18 protein-coding genes and 1 riboswitch are annotated in these 18,333 nt (G+C 56.3%); of the genes, 4 read left to right on the plus strand and 14 right to left on the minus strand.

Annotation, left to right across the window (positions count from 1 at the left end; genetic code table 11):
* Positions 1-37: 37 nt before the first annotated feature.
* Positions 38-141: riboswitch (TPP riboswitch) on the minus strand.
* 147 nt (positions 142-288) lie between these two features.
* Both C6362_RS11275 and C6362_RS11280 read left to right on the plus strand, forming a co-directional pair.
* The gene (locus C6362_RS11275; RefSeq protein ID WP_014016542.1) at positions 289-1,011 is read left to right on the plus strand and encodes an SIMPL domain-containing protein; all 723 of its coding nucleotides are present in this window, start codon (positions 289-291) and stop codon (positions 1,009-1,011) included.
* Positions 1,012-1,187: 176 nt separating this feature from the next.
* Positions 1,188-2,060 carry a phosphoribosylaminoimidazolesuccinocarboxamide synthase gene (locus C6362_RS11280; RefSeq protein WP_014016541.1) on the plus strand — a complete coding sequence of 291 codons (873 nt, stop codon included), beginning with the start codon at positions 1,188-1,190 and terminating at the stop codon, positions 2,058-2,060.
* Positions 2,061-2,126: 66 nt separating this feature from the next.
* Here the strand turns inward: C6362_RS11280 and C6362_RS11285 are convergent, their stop codons facing one another.
* The 6 genes from C6362_RS11285 to ade form a co-directional block, all read right to left on the minus strand.
* Positions 2,127-3,191 (minus strand): ABC transporter substrate-binding protein, encoded by a 1,065-nt coding sequence (locus C6362_RS11285; protein WP_014016540.1) that lies wholly within the window; start codon positions 3,189-3,191, stop codon positions 2,127-2,129.
* Positions 3,192-3,201: 10 nt separating this feature from the next.
* Positions 3,202-3,981 carry an ABC transporter permease gene (locus C6362_RS11290; RefSeq protein WP_014016539.1) on the minus strand — a complete coding sequence of 260 codons (780 nt, stop codon included), beginning with the start codon at positions 3,979-3,981 and terminating at the stop codon, positions 3,202-3,204.
* A complete protein-coding gene (locus C6362_RS11295) occupies positions 3,981-4,808 on the minus strand; it encodes an ABC transporter permease (protein WP_014016538.1) in 828 nt (275 codons plus the stop codon). Before C6362_RS11295 ends, C6362_RS11290 begins: the two co-directional genes overlap by 1 nt.
* Positions 4,801-5,871, minus strand: a complete 1,071-nt coding sequence (locus tag C6362_RS11300) for an ABC transporter ATP-binding protein (RefSeq protein ID WP_014016537.1) — start codon at positions 5,869-5,871, stop codon at positions 4,801-4,803. Before C6362_RS11300 ends, C6362_RS11295 begins: the two co-directional genes overlap by 8 nt.
* A gap of 81 nt (positions 5,872-5,952) precedes the next feature.
* Positions 5,953-6,741: a lytic transglycosylase domain-containing protein gene (locus C6362_RS11305; RefSeq protein ID WP_014016536.1), complete on the minus strand. Its 789-nt coding sequence runs from the start codon at positions 6,739-6,741 to the stop codon at positions 5,953-5,955.
* A gap of 147 nt (positions 6,742-6,888) precedes the next feature.
* On the minus strand, positions 6,889-8,625 hold the full coding sequence (gene ade, locus C6362_RS11310; protein ID WP_041647229.1) for an adenine deaminase: 1,737 nt from the start codon (positions 8,623-8,625) through the stop codon (positions 6,889-6,891).
* Between the two features lie 216 nt (positions 8,626-8,841).
* On the opposite strand from ade, the gene C6362_RS11315 reads away from it, so the two are divergent.
* On the plus strand, positions 8,842-10,236 hold the full coding sequence (locus tag C6362_RS11315) for an NCS2 family permease (RefSeq protein ID WP_022497012.1): 1,395 nt from the start codon (positions 8,842-8,844) through the stop codon (positions 10,234-10,236).
* 150 nt (positions 10,237-10,386) lie between these two features.
* On the opposite strand, the gene C6362_RS11320 is transcribed toward C6362_RS11315, so the two are convergent.
* From C6362_RS11320 to thrC, 4 genes are read right to left on the minus strand one after another with little or no spacing between them, the layout of a single operon-like run.
* The gene (locus C6362_RS11320) at positions 10,387-10,815 is read right to left on the minus strand and encodes a C-GCAxxG-C-C family protein (RefSeq protein ID WP_022497013.1); all 429 of its coding nucleotides are present in this window, start codon (positions 10,813-10,815) and stop codon (positions 10,387-10,389) included.
* 20 nt (positions 10,816-10,835) lie between these two features.
* Positions 10,836-11,573 carry a TVP38/TMEM64 family protein gene (locus tag C6362_RS11325; RefSeq protein WP_014016534.1) on the minus strand — a complete coding sequence of 246 codons (738 nt, stop codon included), beginning with the start codon at positions 11,571-11,573 and terminating at the stop codon, positions 10,836-10,838.
* 14 nt (positions 11,574-11,587) lie between these two features.
* Positions 11,588-12,472 carry a DMT family transporter gene (locus C6362_RS11330; RefSeq protein WP_014016533.1) on the minus strand — a complete coding sequence of 295 codons (885 nt, stop codon included), beginning with the start codon at positions 12,470-12,472 and terminating at the stop codon, positions 11,588-11,590.
* A gap of 17 nt (positions 12,473-12,489) precedes the next feature.
* Entirely contained in the window at positions 12,490-13,992 is a 1,503-nt protein-coding gene (thrC, locus tag C6362_RS11335) for a threonine synthase (protein ID WP_014016532.1), read from the minus strand.
* A gap of 215 nt (positions 13,993-14,207) precedes the next feature.
* On the opposite strand from thrC, the gene ppx reads away from it, so the two are divergent.
* Positions 14,208-15,743: an exopolyphosphatase gene (gene ppx / locus C6362_RS11340; RefSeq protein ID WP_014016531.1), complete on the plus strand. Its 1,536-nt coding sequence runs from the start codon at positions 14,208-14,210 to the stop codon at positions 15,741-15,743.
* A 123-nt stretch (positions 15,744-15,866) separates the two neighbouring features.
* On the opposite strand, the gene C6362_RS11345 is transcribed toward ppx, so the two are convergent.
* The 4 genes from C6362_RS11345 to C6362_RS11360 form a co-directional block, all read right to left on the minus strand.
* Positions 15,867-16,628 carry an EFR1 family ferrodoxin gene (locus C6362_RS11345; protein ID WP_014016530.1) on the minus strand — a complete coding sequence of 254 codons (762 nt, stop codon included), beginning with the start codon at positions 16,626-16,628 and terminating at the stop codon, positions 15,867-15,869.
* 120 nt (positions 16,629-16,748) lie between these two features.
* Positions 16,749-17,438 carry a RadC family protein gene (radC, locus tag C6362_RS11350; protein WP_014016529.1) on the minus strand — a complete coding sequence of 230 codons (690 nt, stop codon included), beginning with the start codon at positions 17,436-17,438 and terminating at the stop codon, positions 16,749-16,751.
* Positions 17,435-17,995, minus strand: a complete 561-nt coding sequence (locus tag C6362_RS11355) for a Maf family protein (RefSeq protein ID WP_014016528.1) — start codon at positions 17,993-17,995, stop codon at positions 17,435-17,437. Before C6362_RS11355 ends, radC begins: the two co-directional genes overlap by 4 nt.
* A 15-nt stretch (positions 17,996-18,010) precedes the next feature.
* Complete coding sequence (locus C6362_RS11360; RefSeq protein ID WP_014016527.1) at positions 18,011-18,286, minus strand: DUF4321 domain-containing protein; 276 nt, start codon at positions 18,284-18,286, stop codon at positions 18,011-18,013.
* Between the last annotated feature and the right edge of the window lie 47 nt (positions 18,287-18,333).

Here is an 18,333-nt window from a genome sequence, read left to right on the forward strand (position 1 = left end):
AAAAAAGCTCGCCCTACGGTCCTCCGCAGGTGAGCTTTATAATCCCGTAAAGCTTCCCTACGGCGGCATGATCCGCATCAGGTAAAGGGTCAAGTGTAATCCGTCACTTTTCTCAGCCCGAAGGCTCCCCTAGCTTTTTCTATGTATCTGTGGCTATTATAGTACGCCACGAAAAAAAATGCAACACTTTTGTCATATTTGGCATAGACAAATACGTTATTTGTCCTACATAGACGTACATTCACCGATATGGTATAATGAAACCACATTGAAAAGGAGGTCTTACCTATGAAATATAAACCCTTGAAAGGCCTGGTCGTCGCAGCCATGCTGGCGTCGTCCCTGGTACTCGCTGCCCCGCAGTCCCTGGCAGCTGGCCCGGAACCATCTGTCGTCACCGTCACGGGCTATGCCCAGCAGGAAGTCTCACCGGATACGGCCTATGTCACTATCGGTACGACCAGCACCGATGCCGACGCCCAGCAGGCCCGGACCAAGAACAACCTGGCCATGAATGAAGTGACCAATGCCCTGAAAGCCATGGGCATCCCGGCCGAAAACATGAAGACTACGGGATTCTATATGTCGCCGAACTACGACATGAAAGGCCAGAAAGTCACGTCGTATACGGTAAGCAACAACCTGGAAGTCAAACTGACCGACCTGACCATGGTATCGCAGGTCATCAACAAAGCCGGCAGTCTCGGTGCCAACCAGATCAACAACGTACGTTTCACCAATGAACACGCCGACCAGATCAAAGAAAACCTGATCAAAGAAGCTGTCCACAACGGTCAGCGCGCTGCCCAGGCCGCAGCGGAAGCCGCTGGCAGCCAGCTCGGCGCCGTCAAGGAAATCAACATTTCCGGCACAAGCCCCTCGTATAACCGCGTCTATGCAGCCGGCATGAGCCTGCGGGCCGTCAAGATGGAAGCCGCCGATTCGACGCCTGTCGAAGCCGGCACCAATACCCTCAGCCAAAGCGTCAACTTGACCTATTATTTGCAATAAGCATACATGATTTGCGGGACGCCCTCTGGGCGTCCCCTACGAGCCACGAACCACAAACCACGAAAAAAAAGGTTTTGTCCTTTGATGACAAAGCCTTTTTTCTTTCCCCAAAATATGCTATGATAATACTGTTCTACCATAATAAAATAAGTTCTGAATCATGGAGGCCAGACAAGATGAAAGAATACACCCCTTTTAAATCCGGTAAAGTACGCGAAGTCTATGACGCAGGTGACAGCATTATCATGGTTGCAACGGACCGCATTTCCGCTTTCGACCATATCCTCAAGAACAAGATCACCAAAAAAGGCGCCATCCTCACGCAGATGTCCAAGTTTTGGTTCGATATGACGTCGGACATCATCCCGAACCACATGATTTCCGTCGACAACGCTGACATGCCGGAATTTTTCCAGCAGGAACAGTTCGTCGGCAACAGCATGAAATGCCAGAAACTGACTATGATCCCCATGGAATGTATCGTCCGCGGCTACATCACGGGCAGCGGCTGGGAAAGCTATCAGAAAGACGGCACCGTTTGCGGCATCAAATTGCCGGCAGGCCTCAAAGAATCAGAAAAACTCCCGGAACCGATCTTCACGCCGAGCACGAAAGCGGAACTCGGTGACCACGACGAAAACGTATCCCTCGAAGAAGGCGCCGCTTTCATCGACAAGACCTTCCCGGGAAAAGGCAAGGAATACGCTGAAAAAATCCGCGATTATACCCTGGCCCTTTATAAAAAATGTGCCGAATACGCCCTTTCCAAAGGCATCATCATTGCCGACACGAAATTCGAATTCGGCCTCGACGACAAAGGCAATATCGTCTTAGGCGACGAAATGCTCACACCGGACAGCTCCCGCTTCTGGCCCCTCGAAGGCTACAAAGCCGGCCAGAGCCAGCCGTCGTATGACAAGCAGTTCGTCCGCGACTGGCTCAAAGCCAACCCGGACAGCGATTATCTCCTGCCCCAGGACGTCATCGACAAGACCATTGCCAAATACAAAGAAGCTTACGAAATGCTCACAGGCAAAGCCTTCGACTAGTGTCTACCAGCTAACGAAAAGGGACTGTGCATGATGGTTTCGACCATCATGCACAGTCCCTTTTGCTTACCACACTTTTACTTGTATCCATTCATCGTTATAGCGTTTATCCCCTTCTTCACCTAAATACTTGTATGTTTCCTGACCAGCGTAAGCTTCTTCCGGCGGGAAGACGACAGGGTTATCTTTATAGTCTTCGTCTTCTTCCATATCCGGAACGGCCGTATTGGGCGTCGAATAGGTCAGGTACTCGAAGTTCTTCAGGGCAATGTCCGGGCGGCTCATGAAATCAATGAATTTATGGGCATTCTCGACGTGTTCGGCGTTCTTGGGGATGACCCACGAGTCGATCCAGAGGTTGGTCCCTTCTTTGGGGATGACGTATTCCAGGTCGCGGTTCTCCAGGATCATGCGCAGGGCTTCGCCGGAAAAGACGACGCCCATGGCCGCTTCGCCGGAGACGAGCTTGTCCTTGACGTCATCGATGCCATAAGCCTGGACCAGGGGCTTCTGGGCAATGAGCATCTCCCGGGCTTCTTGGATCTGCTGGGGATCCGTCGTATTCAGGGAATAGCCCAGGCGCTTCAAGGCGACCATGAAGGAATCGCGCGGCGAATCCTGCATGATGATGTCATTCTTATACTTCTCTTTCCAGAGGATGGACCAGCTGTCGACAGGTTCATCGACCATGGTCCGGTTGTAGACGATGCCGACAGTCCCCCAGCAATAAGGGACGGCATAGCGGTTGCCCGGGTCGAAGGACTCAGACTGGGTCCAGAACTGCTTGCCGACGTACTGGCGGGCGTTAGGCAGCTGGGAATAATCGAGGGGCTGCAAGAGATCGTTGTGGATCATCTTCTGGATCATGTAGTCCGACGGGCAGATGACGTCATAGCGTTCGGCACCGGCTGCGACCAGGGGATACATGCTCTCGTTGGTATCAAATTCATCCATGACGACGCGGATGCCCGTTTCTTCTTCGAACTGCTTGAGCGTGTCCGGGTCGACATAGTCCCCCCAGTTGTAGACATAGACGACGTTGTCCCCGTCTTCTTCACTTTCCCAGAAGCCACAGCCGCTCAAGGCCAGGATGCAGCAAAGGCCGAGCAGGATCAGGCGGATATATTTCATGACAGACCTCCTACCAGTTCCGTCCCAGGGTCAGGCGCTTGCGGTTGACGATGAGCAAGACGGCGAAGACCAGGACGAAGACGAAGACTAACGTCGAAAGGGCGTACATTTCCGGATGGATGCCCAATTTCAGTTCGGCATAGATTTTCGTCGGCAGCGTATCGATGCCGGCGCCTTTGGTGAAATGAGTAATGATGAAGTCATCGGCAGACATGGTGAAGGCCAGCATGAAGCCTGCCAGGAGGCTCGGCCGCAATTCCGGCAGGACGACGCGGCGGAAAGCCACGAACGGCGTCGCTCCCAGGTCGCGGGCCGCATCATAGCAGCTGCGGTCCAGGGACAGGAACTGGGGCATGATGCACAGGATGACATAGGGCAGGTTGAAGACGACGTGGGCCATGAGGATGGAACCATACCCCAGGCGCAGGCCCATGCCCAAAAAGAGGAGCATCAGGGAAATCCCCGTGACGATGTCCGCATTGAGCAGAGGCATACTGGCCACGCCGAGGAAGACCGATCGCAGTTTGCGGCCCATGCCGCGCAGGGCCATGCAGGTGATGAGGCCCAGGACGGTGGCAATGGCCGCTGACGACAGGCCGATAGTGACGGTGTTCTGCAAGGCGTCGAGGATGCCTTCATTCTGGAAGAGTTCGCCATACCACTGCAGGGTAAAACCCGTCCAGTGACCGCGGTAGCGGCTGGCGTTGAAGGACTGGGCCACGAGGACGCCGATGGGCGCATAGAGGAAGAGGACGACCAGGGCGACGTAGAGTTTCTTCACTTTTTCCATCACTTCTTCACCTGCCCTTCACTGCGGTCGAAATAAGCCGTCACGGCCATGTTGACGACGATGAAGACCATGAGCACCAACGACAGGCCGCTGCCCAGGTGCCAGTCGTAGGCCATGGTAAATTCCTGTTCGACGATATTGCCGATGAGGAGAATCTTGTTGCCCCCTAAGAGGCCGCTGATGAAGAACGTCGTCAGCGACGGAATGAAGACCATGGTGATGCCGCTGATGGCACCGGGCAGGGACAAGGGCAGGATGACCTTGGTGAAGGTCTGCCAGGAACTGGCGCCCAAATCGCGGGCAGCGGCGATGACGTTGCCGTTGATCTTGCTCAGGGCCACGTAAAGGGGCAGGACCATATAGGGCAGGAAATTGTAAATCATGCCGATGACGATGGCTGCCGGCGTATTGATGAGGCTCATGTCGGGCAGGGACAAGAGGCGCAGGAACTGGTTGAGGATGCCGTTCTTTTCCAGAATCGTCTGCCAGGCCATGGTCGTCAGCAGGGAATTCATCCACATGGGCAGGATGAAGAGCAGGAACAGGAGCGAGCCCTTCCTCCGCTTCTTCTCAGTCAGGATGAGGCACAGCGGATAGGCCACGATGAGGCAGATGACCGTGCTGATGAGGGCCAGGACGATGGACAATTCCAGGGCCTTCAAGTATTCCCAGTGGGTCATGAGGCTGATATTGGCCAAGGTCATCGCCCCCTGGGCATCGGTCAGGCCGTACCAGGCGATGGCCACGACGGGACAGAAGATGAACAGGACCGCCCAGATGAGGAACGGCGCGGCAAAGAGGTTGCGGATCGCTGCTGAATTAATCATTTTCCATCGCCCTTTCGTCTTCCGATTCCGGTTTATTCATGATCTGGATGTTGAAGGGGTCCACCCAGAGGCTGACTTCGGCGCCAGGCTGGTAGTGCTTCGTCGATTTGACCAGCCATTCGATGCCCCGCGCCTGGATAGTGAGGTTGTAGGTCATGCCTTCGAAGATGGTCTTGGTGACGACGCCGTTGAAACCGCCGTCCTGAGGCGGCCGCAGTTCCATGTCTTCCGGCCGGATCTGGACATCGACAGGCCGGTTGGTCCCGAAGCCGACGTCGACGCAGTCGAAGTCGTAGTCGGCAATGCGCACGAGCTTATCGTGGACCATGAGGCCGTCGACGATGTTGCTGTCCCCGATGAAGTCGGCAACAAAGGCGTTTTCCGGTTCATTGTAGATGTTTTCCGGCGTGCCGATCTGCTGGATATAGCCCTGGTTCATGACGACGACCGTGTCGGACATGCTCAGGGCCTCTTCCTGGTCGTGGGTGACGAAGACGAAGGTAATGCCCAGTTCCTCTTTGATCTTGATGAGTTCCAGCTGCATACTGCGCCGCAGTTTGCGGTCCAAGGCGCTCAGCGGTTCGTCCAGGAGCAGGACCCGCGGCTCATTGACGACGGCCCGGGCGATGGCCACGCGCTGCTGCTGGCCGCCGGACAAGTCGACGATGTTGGCATGTTCATAGCCGTCGAGGTTGACCAGTTTCAGGGCATAGCGGATCTTGTCGCGGATATAGTCGCGGGACTTGCCGTGGATTTTCGGACCGAAGGCGATATTTTCGGCGACGTCCATATGGGAAAAAAGAGAATAATTCTGGAACACCGTATTGACCTGGCGCCGGTTCGGCGGCAGCTGGGTGATATCGGCTCCCTCAAAGAGGATGCGCCCTTCATCAGGCGTCTCAAAGCCGGCAATGAGGCGGAGCGTCGTCGTCTTGCCGCAGCCGCTGGGGCCGAGGAGGGTGACAAATTCATTTTCCGAAATCGCCAGGTCCAGGCCGTCTAATACCTTGTGCCCATCATAGGTCTTGGATACGTGCTCCAAGTGAATCAATTCTTTTTCCATTCTCACTTCTCCTTCTATTTATGAATAAGACCGTAAAAAAAGGGAGTCGCATAAGCTCGATGCGAGGTCCCTTTCTCGATATTATTTTCTACGGGTCCCTTCGCCCCATGGCAGGGACGTCGTCCAATAGGACGGACGCGGGCGTTCCGGTGCTACGCGCGCCGCTTTGGTCCGGACCAGAGCGGGTTTGGTGGAACCGACGGATTTCGCCTGGACCTGGGCAGCCTTCTGACTATGCTGTTCATGCCATTCCTTCAGGCTCGGGAAAATCGGCGCTTCCTTTTCCTGCATCGTCATGGCCGACCGCTTATAGGGCTGCATGGCCATGGCTTCATGACCGGCGAGGCGCCAGATTTCCCGCCGCGTCTGTTCGACGGTCTGGACGTAGTTCATGGTCTCCGTATAATGCGGGACGCCACGGGCCCGGTCGACGGCACCGGGGCCGGCATTATAGGCCGCTTCGGCATAGACGAAGGGCTTGTCCCACGTACGGTAGCGTTCGACCATCTGGCCGAGGTATTTGACGCCGCCAAAGATGTTCTCCCGCCGGTTGTACGGGTTGACGTTGAGCGAGGCCGCCGTAGCCGGCATGAGCTGGGCGATGCCGACGGCGCCGACACCGGAAACGGCAGAATTGTCGAAATGGCTTTCTGTCGTAAAGACAGCCGTGACCAGGATCGGGTCGACGTCATACATATAGGATGCATCGCAGATATCCTGGGCGATAGCCGCCGCTTCGCTGCCGCGGATATATTTGCTGACCTGGTCGTAGACCATTTCTTCCTGTGTAATGGCCTGGACCGGCGCCAGGGCCATAACAGCCAGCAAAAAGGCCGCCATTTTTGTCTTACAGGCTTTGCTAAGTATCAACTTTCACATTCCTCCCCACTCACGACGATACTCTACCTTTTATTATAGCATGGTCGTCAAGCTATCGGCCAATGCCTTTTACGTCTGCCCTATTAGGGTTCTGCATCATAGTTCCCATTCGACGTGTTAGTATCCTTCACCATATTCCTAATCGAGTTCAACAGGAACGAAATCGAAGGCTTCGACGTCGAAGAGGCCCGTGTCCAGTAATTTCAGTTTGGGAATGACGGGCAGGCTCATGAAACAAAGGGTCATGATGACGTCGACCTCATCGCTGACGCCCAGGATATGATGGGCCTTGGCGTAGAGCTCATCCATGGCGGCATCGACGGCAGCTGCCGGCTGGTCGCTCATGAGGCCGGCAATGGGCAGGGGAATGGCTGCCAGGACCTGTCCGTCCAGGACGATGGCCATGCCGCCCTTCTGGGTTTCCAGGGCCTTGACGGCAGCAGCCATGTCCCCGTTGTTCGTGCCGGCGACGATGATGTTATGCGAATCGTGGGCAATGGACACGGCGACGGCGCCCCGCTTCAGGCCGTAACCGCGCAGCAAGCCCAGGCCGACGTTGCCCGTGCCGTGATGGCGTTCGACGACGGCGACCTTGACGATATCGGCCTGCGGGTCGTAGATGAAATCGTCGCGGTCGTCGCGCCGGATGGAAGCTTGTCCCTTTTCAGTGACGACGCCTCCCGGCAGGATATCGATGGTCCGGACCTGGTCCGATGTCAGGTGCATGACCAATTTATCTTCAGAAAAGCCGGCAATGCAGACGGAACTGCCGACGGCGCTGTAATCGGCTCGCGTAAAGGGCAGGCTGTACCGGCCTTTTTCGGCTACTTTCCGGCCGCCGATGAAGGTCGCCAGGGCCTTGAAGTCCTTCAAATCCTCGAAGAGGACAATGTCCGCCCGCTTGCCCGGTGCCAGGGCGCCGCGGTCGTCGAAGTGATAGCAGTCGGCGGCGTTGAGGGTCGCCATGGTAATGGCCGCTTCCGGCGACAGGCCGGCGGCGACGCAGAGGCGCAGGTGTTCGTTGAGGTGGCCTTTCTCGAAAATCGTCTTGGGATGAAGGTCGTCCGAGCAGAGCAGAAACCGGCGCAGGTTGGCCGGCGTCACGGCCTTGACCAGGTTGGGCAGGTCATGGCAGGCCGAGCCGTTGCGCAGCATGACATATATACCGGCCTGGAGGCGCGCTTCGACGTCATCCAAGGTGAAACATTCGTGGTCCGTCCGGATCCGGGCCGATGCATAGGCTTGCAGGTCCTTGCCCGAGATACCGGGGCTGTGGCCGTCGATGGGCTTTTTCGCTTCATAGGCGGCGACGAGCTTGTCCAGGACGGCATCGTCGCCGTTCAGGATGCCCGGGCAGTTCATAAATTCGCCGACGCCGAGGATGCGGTCGTCTGCCAGGGGCCCTTTCATATCGTCGGCTTCCAGCACAGCGCCGCTGTGGTCGAACGGCGTCGCCGGGACGCACGACGGCACCATGAAGCGGATGTCCAGGGCCGTCTTTTCTGCGGCTTCCATCATGTAGCGCAGGCCGGCCAGGCCGCAGACATTGACGATTTCATGCGGGTCGGCGACGACGGTCGTCGTCCCCAGGGGTACGACGAGGCGGCCGAACTCTTCCGGGCTGACATAAGACGACTCGATATGGATATGGCTTTCGATGAGGCCCGGTGCAGCATAAGCCCCATGGGCCTCGATGACTTCCCGTCCTTCATAAGGGCCGCCGACGCCGGCGATGACGCCGTCAGCCACGACGATATCCCCGGTCCGGATGGTCTGTGTATAGACGTCGACAATCCGGCAGTCCTTGAGGACGACGTCCCCCGGTTCCAGGCCCCGGGCTACGGCAATGCGCCGTTTTAAAAGATTCCCTGTCATAGTCATAAAGTGCTCCTTCCCTTCGGCAAAGGCGTAAATTTTTTTCTTTCGGACTCATTGTATCATAAATTTCCTTTTTTTGACAAAATAGTTGCTCAAAAAGGCAGAACCCCCTATAATAATTATATTCAGTTGATGTCCGTCGTCTTTTTGGCTTTATGTGTGTACATGTATGGGTATCAACTTGTTTCATTTCAAAAGGAGTGTGAATGTATTATGGAAAACCAACCGTCCTTTCTCGACCGGTTCTTTCACCTGAGTGAAAACGGCACGACGGTCCGCACGGAAATCCTGGCTGGCATCACGACGTTCATGACCATGGCCTACATCCTGGCCGTCAACCCGACCATCATGAGTGCCGCCGGCATGGACAAAGGCGCCGTCCTCACGGCGACGGCCCTGGCCTCCTTCATCGGGACGCTGTGCATGGCCTTCTTTGCCAACTACCCCTTCGCCCTGGCACCGGGCATGGGCTTGAACGCCTTCTTCGCCTTTACCGTCGTCCTGCAGATGGGCTACACCTGGGAAATGGCCCTGGCTGCCGTCTTCTTTGAAGGCCTGATTTTCATCGTCCTGTCCCTGACCAATGTCCGCGAAGCCATCTTCAACGCCATCCCTATTACCTTGAAGAAAGCCGTCTCTGCCGGCATCGGCCTGTTCATCGCCCTCATCGGCCTGCTGAACGCCCAGATCATCGTCGCCAATCCGGCAACCAAGATCGCCCTGTTCTCGTTCAAACAGTCCGCTGCTACGGGGACCTTCCACACCGTCGGCATTACGGTCCTCCTGGCCATGCTCGGCATCGTCTTCACGGCCGTCCTCATGGTCAAGAAAGTCCGCGGCAACATCCTCTGGGGCATCCTCTTCACGTGGATCCTGGCCATCCTCTGCGAACTGACCGGCCTCTACGTCCCCAACCCGGAAATGAAGATGTTCAGCGTCATCCCCGACCTGTCCGGCGGTGCCGCTGCCTTTGCTCCGGCCAGCCTGAGTCCCATCCTGGGCCAGCTCGACTTCAGCCGCGTCTTCAGCCTGGACTTCCTGGTCGTCATGTTCGCTTTCCTCTTCGTCGATATCTTCGACACGTTGGGCACGCTCATCGGCGTCTCGTCCAAGGCCAACATGCTCGATGAACGGGGCCGCCTGCCTCGCATCAAAGGCGCCCTCCTGGCCGACGCCGTCGCCACGACTATCGGGGCAGTCCTCGGTACGAGTACGACGACGACCTTCGTCGAAAGCGCTACCGGCGTCAGCGAAGGCGGCCGCACGGGTCTGACGGCAGTCTGCGTCGCCGTCCTCTTCGCCTTGTCCCTCTTCCTGTCGCCGTTCTTCATGGCCATCCCGGCCTTTGCTACGGCACCGGCCCTGGTCATCGTCGGCTTCCTCATGCTGACCTCCGTCGCCGGCATCGATTTCAATGACTTCAGCGAATCCATTCCGGCATACATCACCATCATTGCCATGCCGTTCTGTTACAGCATCTCTGAAGGCATCTCCTTCGGCATCATCTCGTATGTCGTCATCAACCTGCTCACAGGCAAACGGGAAAAGATTTCCCTCCTCATGTACTGCCTGGCCGTCATCTTCGTCATGAAGTACATTTTCTTGTAAGAGATGGGGGCTAGTGGCTAACAAAAAAGCTGTCGCATAAGCGACAGCTTTTTTGTTATACGAACCACGAACCACGAACCACGAACCACGAACCACGAACCACGAACCACGAACCACGAACCACGAACCACGAGCCACGAGCCACTAAAATTACTTCAGCAATCCTTTTTCGGCGATGAAGTCGGAGACCATGTCGGCGGCGGTAGCCGTGATCTTGATGCAGTGCTTGCGGTATTCCGGCGTACCGAAGCTGAGGGTATTGAGGGCCCGGCAGCAGGTGGCGCCGAAGTGCTGTTTGAAGCGGTCATGAAATTCGCTGGTGTATTTATAGACTTCCGGCAAGGGCTTTTCGTCCGGTGTCCGGCGGCCGACGAGGGCGCCGATGACCAGACAGGCCCCGCTCAAAGCGCCGCAGACACAGCCCGACCGGCCGATGCCGCCGCCCATGCCCGAAGCCATGCGGATGGCCACGTCCGGCAACTGGAGGTTCATCGTATCGTTACAGGTCTTGATGACCGATTCGATACAGTTATTGCCCTGCAAATGATACTGTTCTGCTAATTTATATTCTCTTTCCATGAGGATCAATCCTTTCGTAATTAACTCCGGCCTTCGCCGTCCTTGAGATCGTCGGCGATCTTATGGAGGACCTTCTTGGCCTGCTGACGGCGATGCCAGTACCACAGGCCGCCGTAGACGATGGCGATGACGATGAGGACGATGGTCAGGCGCATAGAATGTTCTTCCATCATGACCAGGTCGTGGCCGACCAGGACTTCGCAGGCTACAGACGGCAATTTGCCGATGAAGCAGCCCAGGATATAGTCGCGGTAGCTGATGCGGCTCAGCGCCCCCAGGGCCGTGACCAGGCCGTTCGGCGAATACGGGACGGCCCGGGCCAGGGTCATGGCCTGCCACGTACTGTAGTGGTCGAGCTTGCTGAGCATGCGGCTCTTCTCGATGACCTTCTTGGCCTTATGGCGGAACAGGGTCCGCATGAAGAAGAAGCTGATGATGACGCCGATAGTCTCGGCCACCCAGGAGACGACGGTCCCGCCGACGACGCCGAAGAGGACGCCGTTGGCCGTGGAAATGAAGATGGACGGCAGGAAGCCGACGATGTTGATGACGATGTCGATGATCATGCTGACCAGGACGGCCCAGGCGCCGAAGGAGCGCAGGTAGTCGATGGTCCCCTGCATATTGCCGCTCGTCGACAGCTGCCAGACCGTGCGGTAAAAGTCAGGGATGGCCACATAAATCGCGGCCAGCATGATCACTAAAACGGCAAAGAAAGCGATTTTGATATGTGTTTCATGAATCTGCTGCGTAGTCATTCGGATGCCTCTTTCTATTTTCGTTCCTGCATCTTGGCCATTTCGGCAATCTTATCGTGCTTGAGCTTGGTCAGGTACATGGACCCGCCGATGATGAGCACGCCGCCGGCAACGGTCAGGCCCGTCAGGATTTCGCCAAAGATGACGAAGCCCCAGAGGGCGTTGAAGAAGACGCCGATATAGGAAACGAAGCTGACGACGACGGGATTGGCCGTCGCATAAGCATTGGTCATCCAGATCTGGGCGATGACGCTGAACAACGCCAGACCGCCATAATAGATCCAGTCGCCATGAGCCGGCATGACGAAGCCGCCGGTCAGGGCCATGAGGACGATGCCGGCCAGGGCGGCACAGACCAGGAAGTACAGGACGACTTCATACGGGTGATGACGGCCGGAACCGGTGAGCTTGCTCACCGTTGTGTAGGCACCGGCGGCAAAGACGGCCTGCCCCAGGGCGAACAGGGAATAGACGTTGAAGGACGAAAAATTCCAGGGCCGGACGACGAGGCAGCCGCCGATGAAGATGATGAGCAGCGGCAATTTCGACCCAGGCGGCAGGACTTCCTTTAAGAAAAGCGCCGCGAAGAGCATGACGAAGAACGCCGACAACTGGGAGATGATGGATACGTCGGCCAAGGGCATGCCGCGGAGGGCATAGAAGATGCAGATCATGCCGATGCCGCCGAGGACACCGCGCAGGGTCAGCGTCGGTATGTCCTGCTTCGACAGATGTACATGCTGGATGCGCATGAGCCCCAATATCAGAAGGGCACTGAGGAAGCCGCGGAAGAACGCGATTTCCCCAGTGCTCGTCGTATAGGACAATTCTTTTACGATGACATTCTGGATACTGAAGGCCAGGGCCGATAAGATAGCGTAAATAACCCCTTTACTCAAACCAAAGGCCTCTTTTCCTAGTGCTTGGCAGCAATGGCGTCGACAAAAGCCAGGACGGCTTTCTTCATGTCTTCTTTGTCGATGGAATCGCTGAAACGGACCGGTTTGTCCTTGAGATCAGCCAGGGGCTTGGGCAGGGCAATGCCCGTGACGCTGCTGATGTCGGCCAGCATGTCGAAGGGATCATCGCTCTGGCGCAGGGCCAGGGCTTCGCAGATGACCGGCGGGAATTTATAGGGATGAGCCGTCGCCATGACGACAGTGTGGCGGCCTTCGTCCAGGCCCTGGCGGTGGCGGTTCATGCCGACGCCGTAAGCGACCGCCGTATGGGGATCGAGGAGATAGCCAAAATCATTGTAGACGTGGTTGATGACGGCCTTCGTTTCGTCATCGTCGATCCAGCCGCCTTCAAATTCCTGGCGGAGGGTCTTCAATTCCGCTTCCGAAACGCTCATCTTCCCCGTTTCCAGCAGGTCTTTTTCCCACTGGGCGACCTTTTGGGCATTCTGGCCGGCGACGTAGAACAAGAAGCGTTCAAAGTTGCTCGACAAGAGGATGTCCATAGACGGGCTCGACGTCGTATAGAAATCGCGGTTCATATCGTAGACGCCGGTTTCAAAGAAGTCGGCCAGGACCTTGTTCTGATTGGATGCACAGATCAGTTTGCCAATGGGGATGCCCATTTTCTTGGCGAAATAGCCGGCCAGGATATTGCCGAAATTCCCTGTCGGGACGATGACGTCGAATGTTTCGCCTTCGCTGATGGCGCCATTATCGACGAGGGAGACATACGTCGATACATAGTAAGCGACCTGCGGGAACAAGCGGCCGATGTTGATGGAGTTGGCGCTGGAGAAGAGGACGCCTTTTTCGTTGGCATAGGCATTGACTTCGGCGCTGGTGAAAACGCGTTTCAAGAAGCTCTGAGCGTCGTCGAAATTGCCGTAAATGGCCGAAACCTTGACATTGTCCCCTTCCTGCTTCTGCATCTGCTGCTTCTGCATGGGGCTGACGCCTTCGCTGGGATAAAAGACCATGATATTCGTACCGGGTACATCTTTGAACCCTTCCAGGGCGGCTTTACCCGTGTCGCCGCTGGTCGCCGTCAGGATAAGGATATCCCGGTCTTCTTTTTCCTGCTTCTTGGCCGCCGTCAGCAAGTACGGGAACAACGACAGGGCCAGGTCCTTGAAGGCCAGCGTCCGGCCGTGGAACAGTTCGGCAATGGACAAATCCGTATCGATGGAATGGAGCGGTACGATGCGGTCATCGCGGAAAGTCGTATCATTGTAGGCCGAAGCGATCATCTGCTTCCGTTCTTCCGCCGTGAAATTCGTAAAGAAATGGGACAAGACGGCTTCAGCGATGTCCTGATAGGATTTGCCGGCCAGGTCTTTATAAGACAGGACATTTTCCGGGAATGATTCCGGTACATAAAGGCCTCCGTCAGCAGCCAGCCCATGCAAGAGTGCATAAGACGGCGAAACACATTCGTCAGATCGTGTACTTCTAAAATTCATCGATAAAATCCCCCTTTTTGGCTAACCTCATAGAATGGCTATAAGTAGTTCTATTATAATGGGAAATCCCCATATTGTCCACTGTTCCTCAAGGACTGACGGGCATTTTCCGCTTATCTTTCGGCCCCGGCGTCTCTTTGTTTTACCAGTAATCTGTAGTATAATGGAAAGGTAAACGATAAACTTGATAAGCATCCGCAGAAATGAGGTATACCATGGAAAAATTAGCCATCATCGACATGGGCTCTAACTCCATCCGCTTTGTCGTCATGCAGATTGCCGACAACCAGTCCTATTCCCTGCTCTACCAGGAAAAGGAAGCCATCCGCCTGGGCCACGGCCTGAGCCAGACCGGGGTCATCAGCGAAGAAGGGGTGCAGCGGGCCCTGACCTGCCTGCACGTCTATAAACACATCATGGAAGTCATGGACATCCATGAATGCCGGGCTGTCGCGACAGCAGCCGTCCGCAATGCCAGCAACGGCGAAGCCTTCTTGCAGCGCATCAATGCGGAAACGGGCATCACGATGGAAGTCATCAGCGGCGAACGCGAAGCGTACTTGGGTTATCTCGGCGTCATCAACACCATTGCCATGAAAGATTTCCTCATCTTCGACCTGGGCGGTGCCAGCGTCGAAATGACCTTGGTCCGCAATGGCGAAGCCGTTCATTCTCTGTCGGTCCCCATCGGCGCCGTCACGCTGACTGAAAAATTCGGCACCCAGGGCAACCCGGACGCCGACGCCATTGCCAGCCTGATGAAATTCGTCCGCAAAAAAATGGCCGCCGTCCCCTGGATCCAGGACATCCACCTGCCCATCGTCGGCATCGGCGGCACAGCCCGTAATTTCGCCAAGATGGACCAGCGGGCGACGAATTACGAATTGTCGAAGCTCCACAACTACATCATGCCCTTGGACCACTTCGAAGGCCTGTACCAGGAAATCACGACGCGGACCAGCGCCAACCGCAAGAAAATCGCCGGGCTGTCCAGCGAACGGTCAGACCTCATCGTCGCTGGTGCTGCCGTCATCAAGACCATCTTCGACATGACGGGCAGTCCGGAAATGGTCGTCAGCGGCTGCGGTCTCCGCGAAGGCTTGTTCTATGAATATTATGCCTCCTACTGCCACCTGCCCTCGCCTCGCTTCGACGACATCCTCGATTTCAGCGTCAAGAACTTCCTCGGGACCCTGAGCGGCGTCATCATCAACCAGGCCCACTACGACCAGGTCACGCGCATCGCAACGCAGCTCTTCGATCAGCTCCAGCCCCTCCACGGCTATGGCCCGCGGGAACGCCTCTTATTGCAGACGGCAGCCCGCATGCACGACGTCGGCAAGATTGTCAACTTCTACAATCACGCCCGCCACTCGGCCTTCATGATCGCCCACGCTCCGCTCTACGGCCTGACCCAGGTCGAACAGATCATTACCGGCTTCATCGCCGGCTTCCACCACGGCATCAGCCGCAAGATCATCCGGGCCTACCGCTATGCCAACATGGCCTCGGCTGAAGACTGGATTATGATCCGCAAGCTCTCGACCATCCTGGCCCTGGCCGAAGCGTCGGACCTGACGTATGAACAAATCGTCACCAACGTCGAAGTCACGCTGGCCGAAAACGTCGCCGTCATGATCCTCACGACGACACCGGGCTCGACATACAACGCGGCCGACTACGAAATGAAACAACTGAGCAAACAATTCAAAAAAGAATTCGGTGCCTCCCTGCTCCTCGTCTGGAAATAAGGGTGCCGGGTGAAAAAGGCGCTGTCCTATGAAGACGGCGCCTTTTTGTGTTTGAAGTTGAAAGTTTGATGAAGGAGCCTCGCATGATGGCAGAAGCCTTCGTGCGACAGGGCCCTTTTTCTCTTATCGCCGCGTCATGTCGGCGGCGGTGACGTCGGGATGGTGGTACTGGTCTTCGGCGAGGACCTTTTTTCCATGGACGGTGACGGCCTGCTGGGGACACCAGTGGACACAGGCCAGGCAATGGCTGCAATGGGACCCGATGACGGCTCGTTTGGCCGTACAGATGATATTGCTCACGGGGCAGATGCGGGCGCAGAGGCCGCAGGCAATGCAGCGTTCCCCGTCGACGGAAGGCGTCAGCCAGCGTTCCCCGGCACGGCGGACCAGGCCCAGGTTCATGAGCCAGGCCGATGCAGACGAACGGATGGCGTCGGTATCCCGGATCTGCCTGCGTATCTTATCGGCGGCAGCGGCAATCAGCTCATCGGCGTGGTCCAGGCGGTTCGTGTCGTAGCGGATATGGCGGCGCGACGCGATGGTGCTGTTGGCAATCATCGGCAAGACGGCGCCATACGACAAGGCACACTGCTGGCGCTGCAAAATCCGGTCCATCGTCTTGAGCGCCCGGCCGGCCGTACTGCCGCAGGTGGCGATGCCATAGAAATACGTCGATTTCTGGAACCGGACTTGTCTGATGAAATCCTGTACGGGGTCAGGAAGATCCCCGAAATAGACGGGAAAGACGAAGCCGATGATGCGGTCCTGGATGCGCTGGCACCGTTCGTGGATAGCCGAAATGGGCACCGCCGTATCGCCGGTCAGTTCAGCCAGTTTCTTGGCCACATATAATGAATTTCCCGTTCCTGAAAAGTAAAGAATCATAAGGCTCACCTCAGAGACCGCACTGCAAATTTCCCTTTTGCAGACGGACGGTATTTTACATCCATTATAGCATGAAACCCTGTCATTTGTCTTGATACATTTGTCTTGATACATTTGTCTTTACACGTATCCGCGTTCACAAAGGCTGACGAAAGTCCCGTCGCCAATGATGATATGGTCGAGGACGGGGATTTCCATGATCTGGCCGGCATCGGCAATGCGCTGGGTGACGACGATGTCCTCGTGGCTCGGTTCAGGGTTCCCCGACGGGTGGTTGTGGACCAGGACGACGGCCGCCGCATTGTAGCGCAAAGCATAACGGAAAACCTCCCGCGACTTGGCCAGGCTGGCGTTGATCGTACCGATGGTCAAAGTCCGATAGGCGATGAGCTGGTTCTTCGTCGATAAATAGACGGCGCCGAACTGTTCCTGCGGCAAAAAGCGCAGGTCTTCCATGACATAGCCGGCAATGGCCTGGGGCGTACTGAAATCGGGTGCCGCTTCCTTGACATGCTGCCGGGAAATGCGCCGTCCCAGCTCGACAGCGGCACAGACCGTGACGGCCTTGTCCGTCCCGATACCGGGAATCTGGCAGAGGTCACCGATACTGGTATCGCTGAGATAACAAATATTTTCCCCTGGCAGGGAATGGAGGACCTGCCGCGACACATCGAGGACGGATTGTCCCTTCGTACCCGTCCGCAATAAAATCGCCAGCAAATCCTGATCGGTCACAGCGGCCGGGCCGTGACGGAGGAATTTTTCCCGCGGTTTCTCACAAACAGCGAGGCTGCGGAAAGGATCGCTCATACATGGACCTTGGCCTTGTGGAACAACTTGCATACCTGGGACAAGGGCAGGCCGACGACATTGGTATAGGAACCGTTGATTTTATCGACGAAAGCCGCAGCCCGGCCCTGTATGCCATAGGCACCGGCTTTGTCCAGCGGTTCCCCGGAAGCGACATAGGCTTTGATTTCCTTTTCACTGAGCCGTCGGAACCAGACCTTCGTTTCGACGACCTTCGTGTATTCCTTGTGGCCATTGATCAGAGCGATGCCCGTATAGACGGAATGTTTCCTGCCCGATAATTCGCGGAGCATCTCGATGGCCGCCGCTTCATTCTTGGGTTTACCCAGCATTTCCCCATCGATGGCGACGATCGTATCGGCCCCCAGGACCCACTGGCCCGGGAATTTCTCGGCTACATCGCGGGCTTTCCCCAGAGCCTGGGCCTGGACGTATTTCTCCGGGTCCTTCTTTTTCGGCGATTCTTCATTATACGTACTCGGATTGACCATATAGGCGACGCCGATTTGCGTCAACAGTTCGCGGCGACGGGGCGAACCAGAAGCTAAGATAAGCATGTAATCCCTCCTAAATTACTGAAGATGACGGAAGAGGATGGCTGCCAGGATGACGCCGATGATGCTGAGCATGTTCGGAGCCAGGTGGATGCCAAACTGCAATTCCATGAGATAAAGATTGAGGTGAATATTCTGGATATTCAAGATTTCATAATGCTGCGTCAGCGCCGGCAGGATGCCCTTCAAGGCCGGGACCGCATACAACGCTTCCCCGACGATACCACCGAGGATGCCGCCGACGATGAGAAAGATAAAAAAGAACAGCAGGCTGTGTGAACCAGGGGTTTTCATGGACTACCTCCATTATACACGAAAGATACGAAGGGGCCGCCCTTTCT

Origin of the sequence: Megasphaera elsdenii DSM 20460 (genome assembly GCF_003010495.1) — a bacterium.
Classification (GTDB): domain Bacteria; phylum Bacillota; class Negativicutes; order Veillonellales; family Megasphaeraceae; genus Megasphaera; species Megasphaera elsdenii.

What these genes read in the sequence shown, in the direction of transcription:
- C6362_RS11275 (WP_014016542.1), top strand. Translation starts at nt 289, where the DNA reads ATGAAATATAAACCCTTGAAAGGCCTGGTCGTCGCAGCCATGCTGGCG.
- C6362_RS11280 (WP_014016541.1), top strand. Translation starts at nt 1,188, where the DNA reads ATGAAAGAATACACCCCTTTTAAATCCGGTAAAGTACGCGAAGTCTAT.
- C6362_RS11285 (WP_014016540.1), bottom strand. Translation starts at nt 3,191, where the DNA reads ATGAAATATATCCGCCTGATCCTGCTCGGCCTTTGCTGCATCCTGGCC.
- C6362_RS11290 (WP_014016539.1), bottom strand. Translation starts at nt 3,981, where the DNA reads ATGGAAAAAGTGAAGAAACTCTACGTCGCCCTGGTCGTCCTCTTCCTC.
- C6362_RS11295 (WP_014016538.1), bottom strand. Translation starts at nt 4,808, where the DNA reads ATGATTAATTCAGCAGCGATCCGCAACCTCTTTGCCGCGCCGTTCCTC.
- C6362_RS11300 (WP_014016537.1), bottom strand. Translation starts at nt 5,871, where the DNA reads ATGGAAAAAGAATTGATTCACTTGGAGCACGTATCCAAGACCTATGAT.
- ade (WP_041647229.1), bottom strand. Translation starts at nt 8,625, where the DNA reads ATGACAGGGAATCTTTTAAAACGGCGCATTGCCGTAGCCCGGGGCCTG.
- C6362_RS11315 (WP_022497012.1), top strand. Translation starts at nt 8,842, where the DNA reads ATGGAAAACCAACCGTCCTTTCTCGACCGGTTCTTTCACCTGAGTGAA.
- C6362_RS11320 (WP_022497013.1), bottom strand. Translation starts at nt 10,815, where the DNA reads ATGGAAAGAGAATATAAATTAGCAGAACAGTATCATTTGCAGGGCAAT.
- C6362_RS11325 (WP_014016534.1), bottom strand. Translation starts at nt 11,573, where the DNA reads ATGACTACGCAGCAGATTCATGAAACACATATCAAAATCGCTTTCTTT.
- thrC (WP_014016532.1), bottom strand. Translation starts at nt 13,992, where the DNA reads ATGAATTTTAGAAGTACACGATCTGACGAATGTGTTTCGCCGTCTTAT.
- ppx (WP_014016531.1), top strand. Translation starts at nt 14,208, where the DNA reads ATGGAAAAATTAGCCATCATCGACATGGGCTCTAACTCCATCCGCTTT.
- C6362_RS11345 (WP_014016530.1), bottom strand. Translation starts at nt 16,628, where the DNA reads ATGATTCTTTACTTTTCAGGAACGGGAAATTCATTATATGTGGCCAAG.
- radC (WP_014016529.1), bottom strand. Translation starts at nt 17,438, where the DNA reads ATGAGCGATCCTTTCCGCAGCCTCGCTGTTTGTGAGAAACCGCGGGAA.
- C6362_RS11355 (WP_014016528.1), bottom strand. Translation starts at nt 17,995, where the DNA reads ATGCTTATCTTAGCTTCTGGTTCGCCCCGTCGCCGCGAACTGTTGACG.
- C6362_RS11360 (WP_014016527.1), bottom strand. Translation starts at nt 18,286, where the DNA reads ATGAAAACCCCTGGTTCACACAGCCTGCTGTTCTTTTTTATCTTTCTC.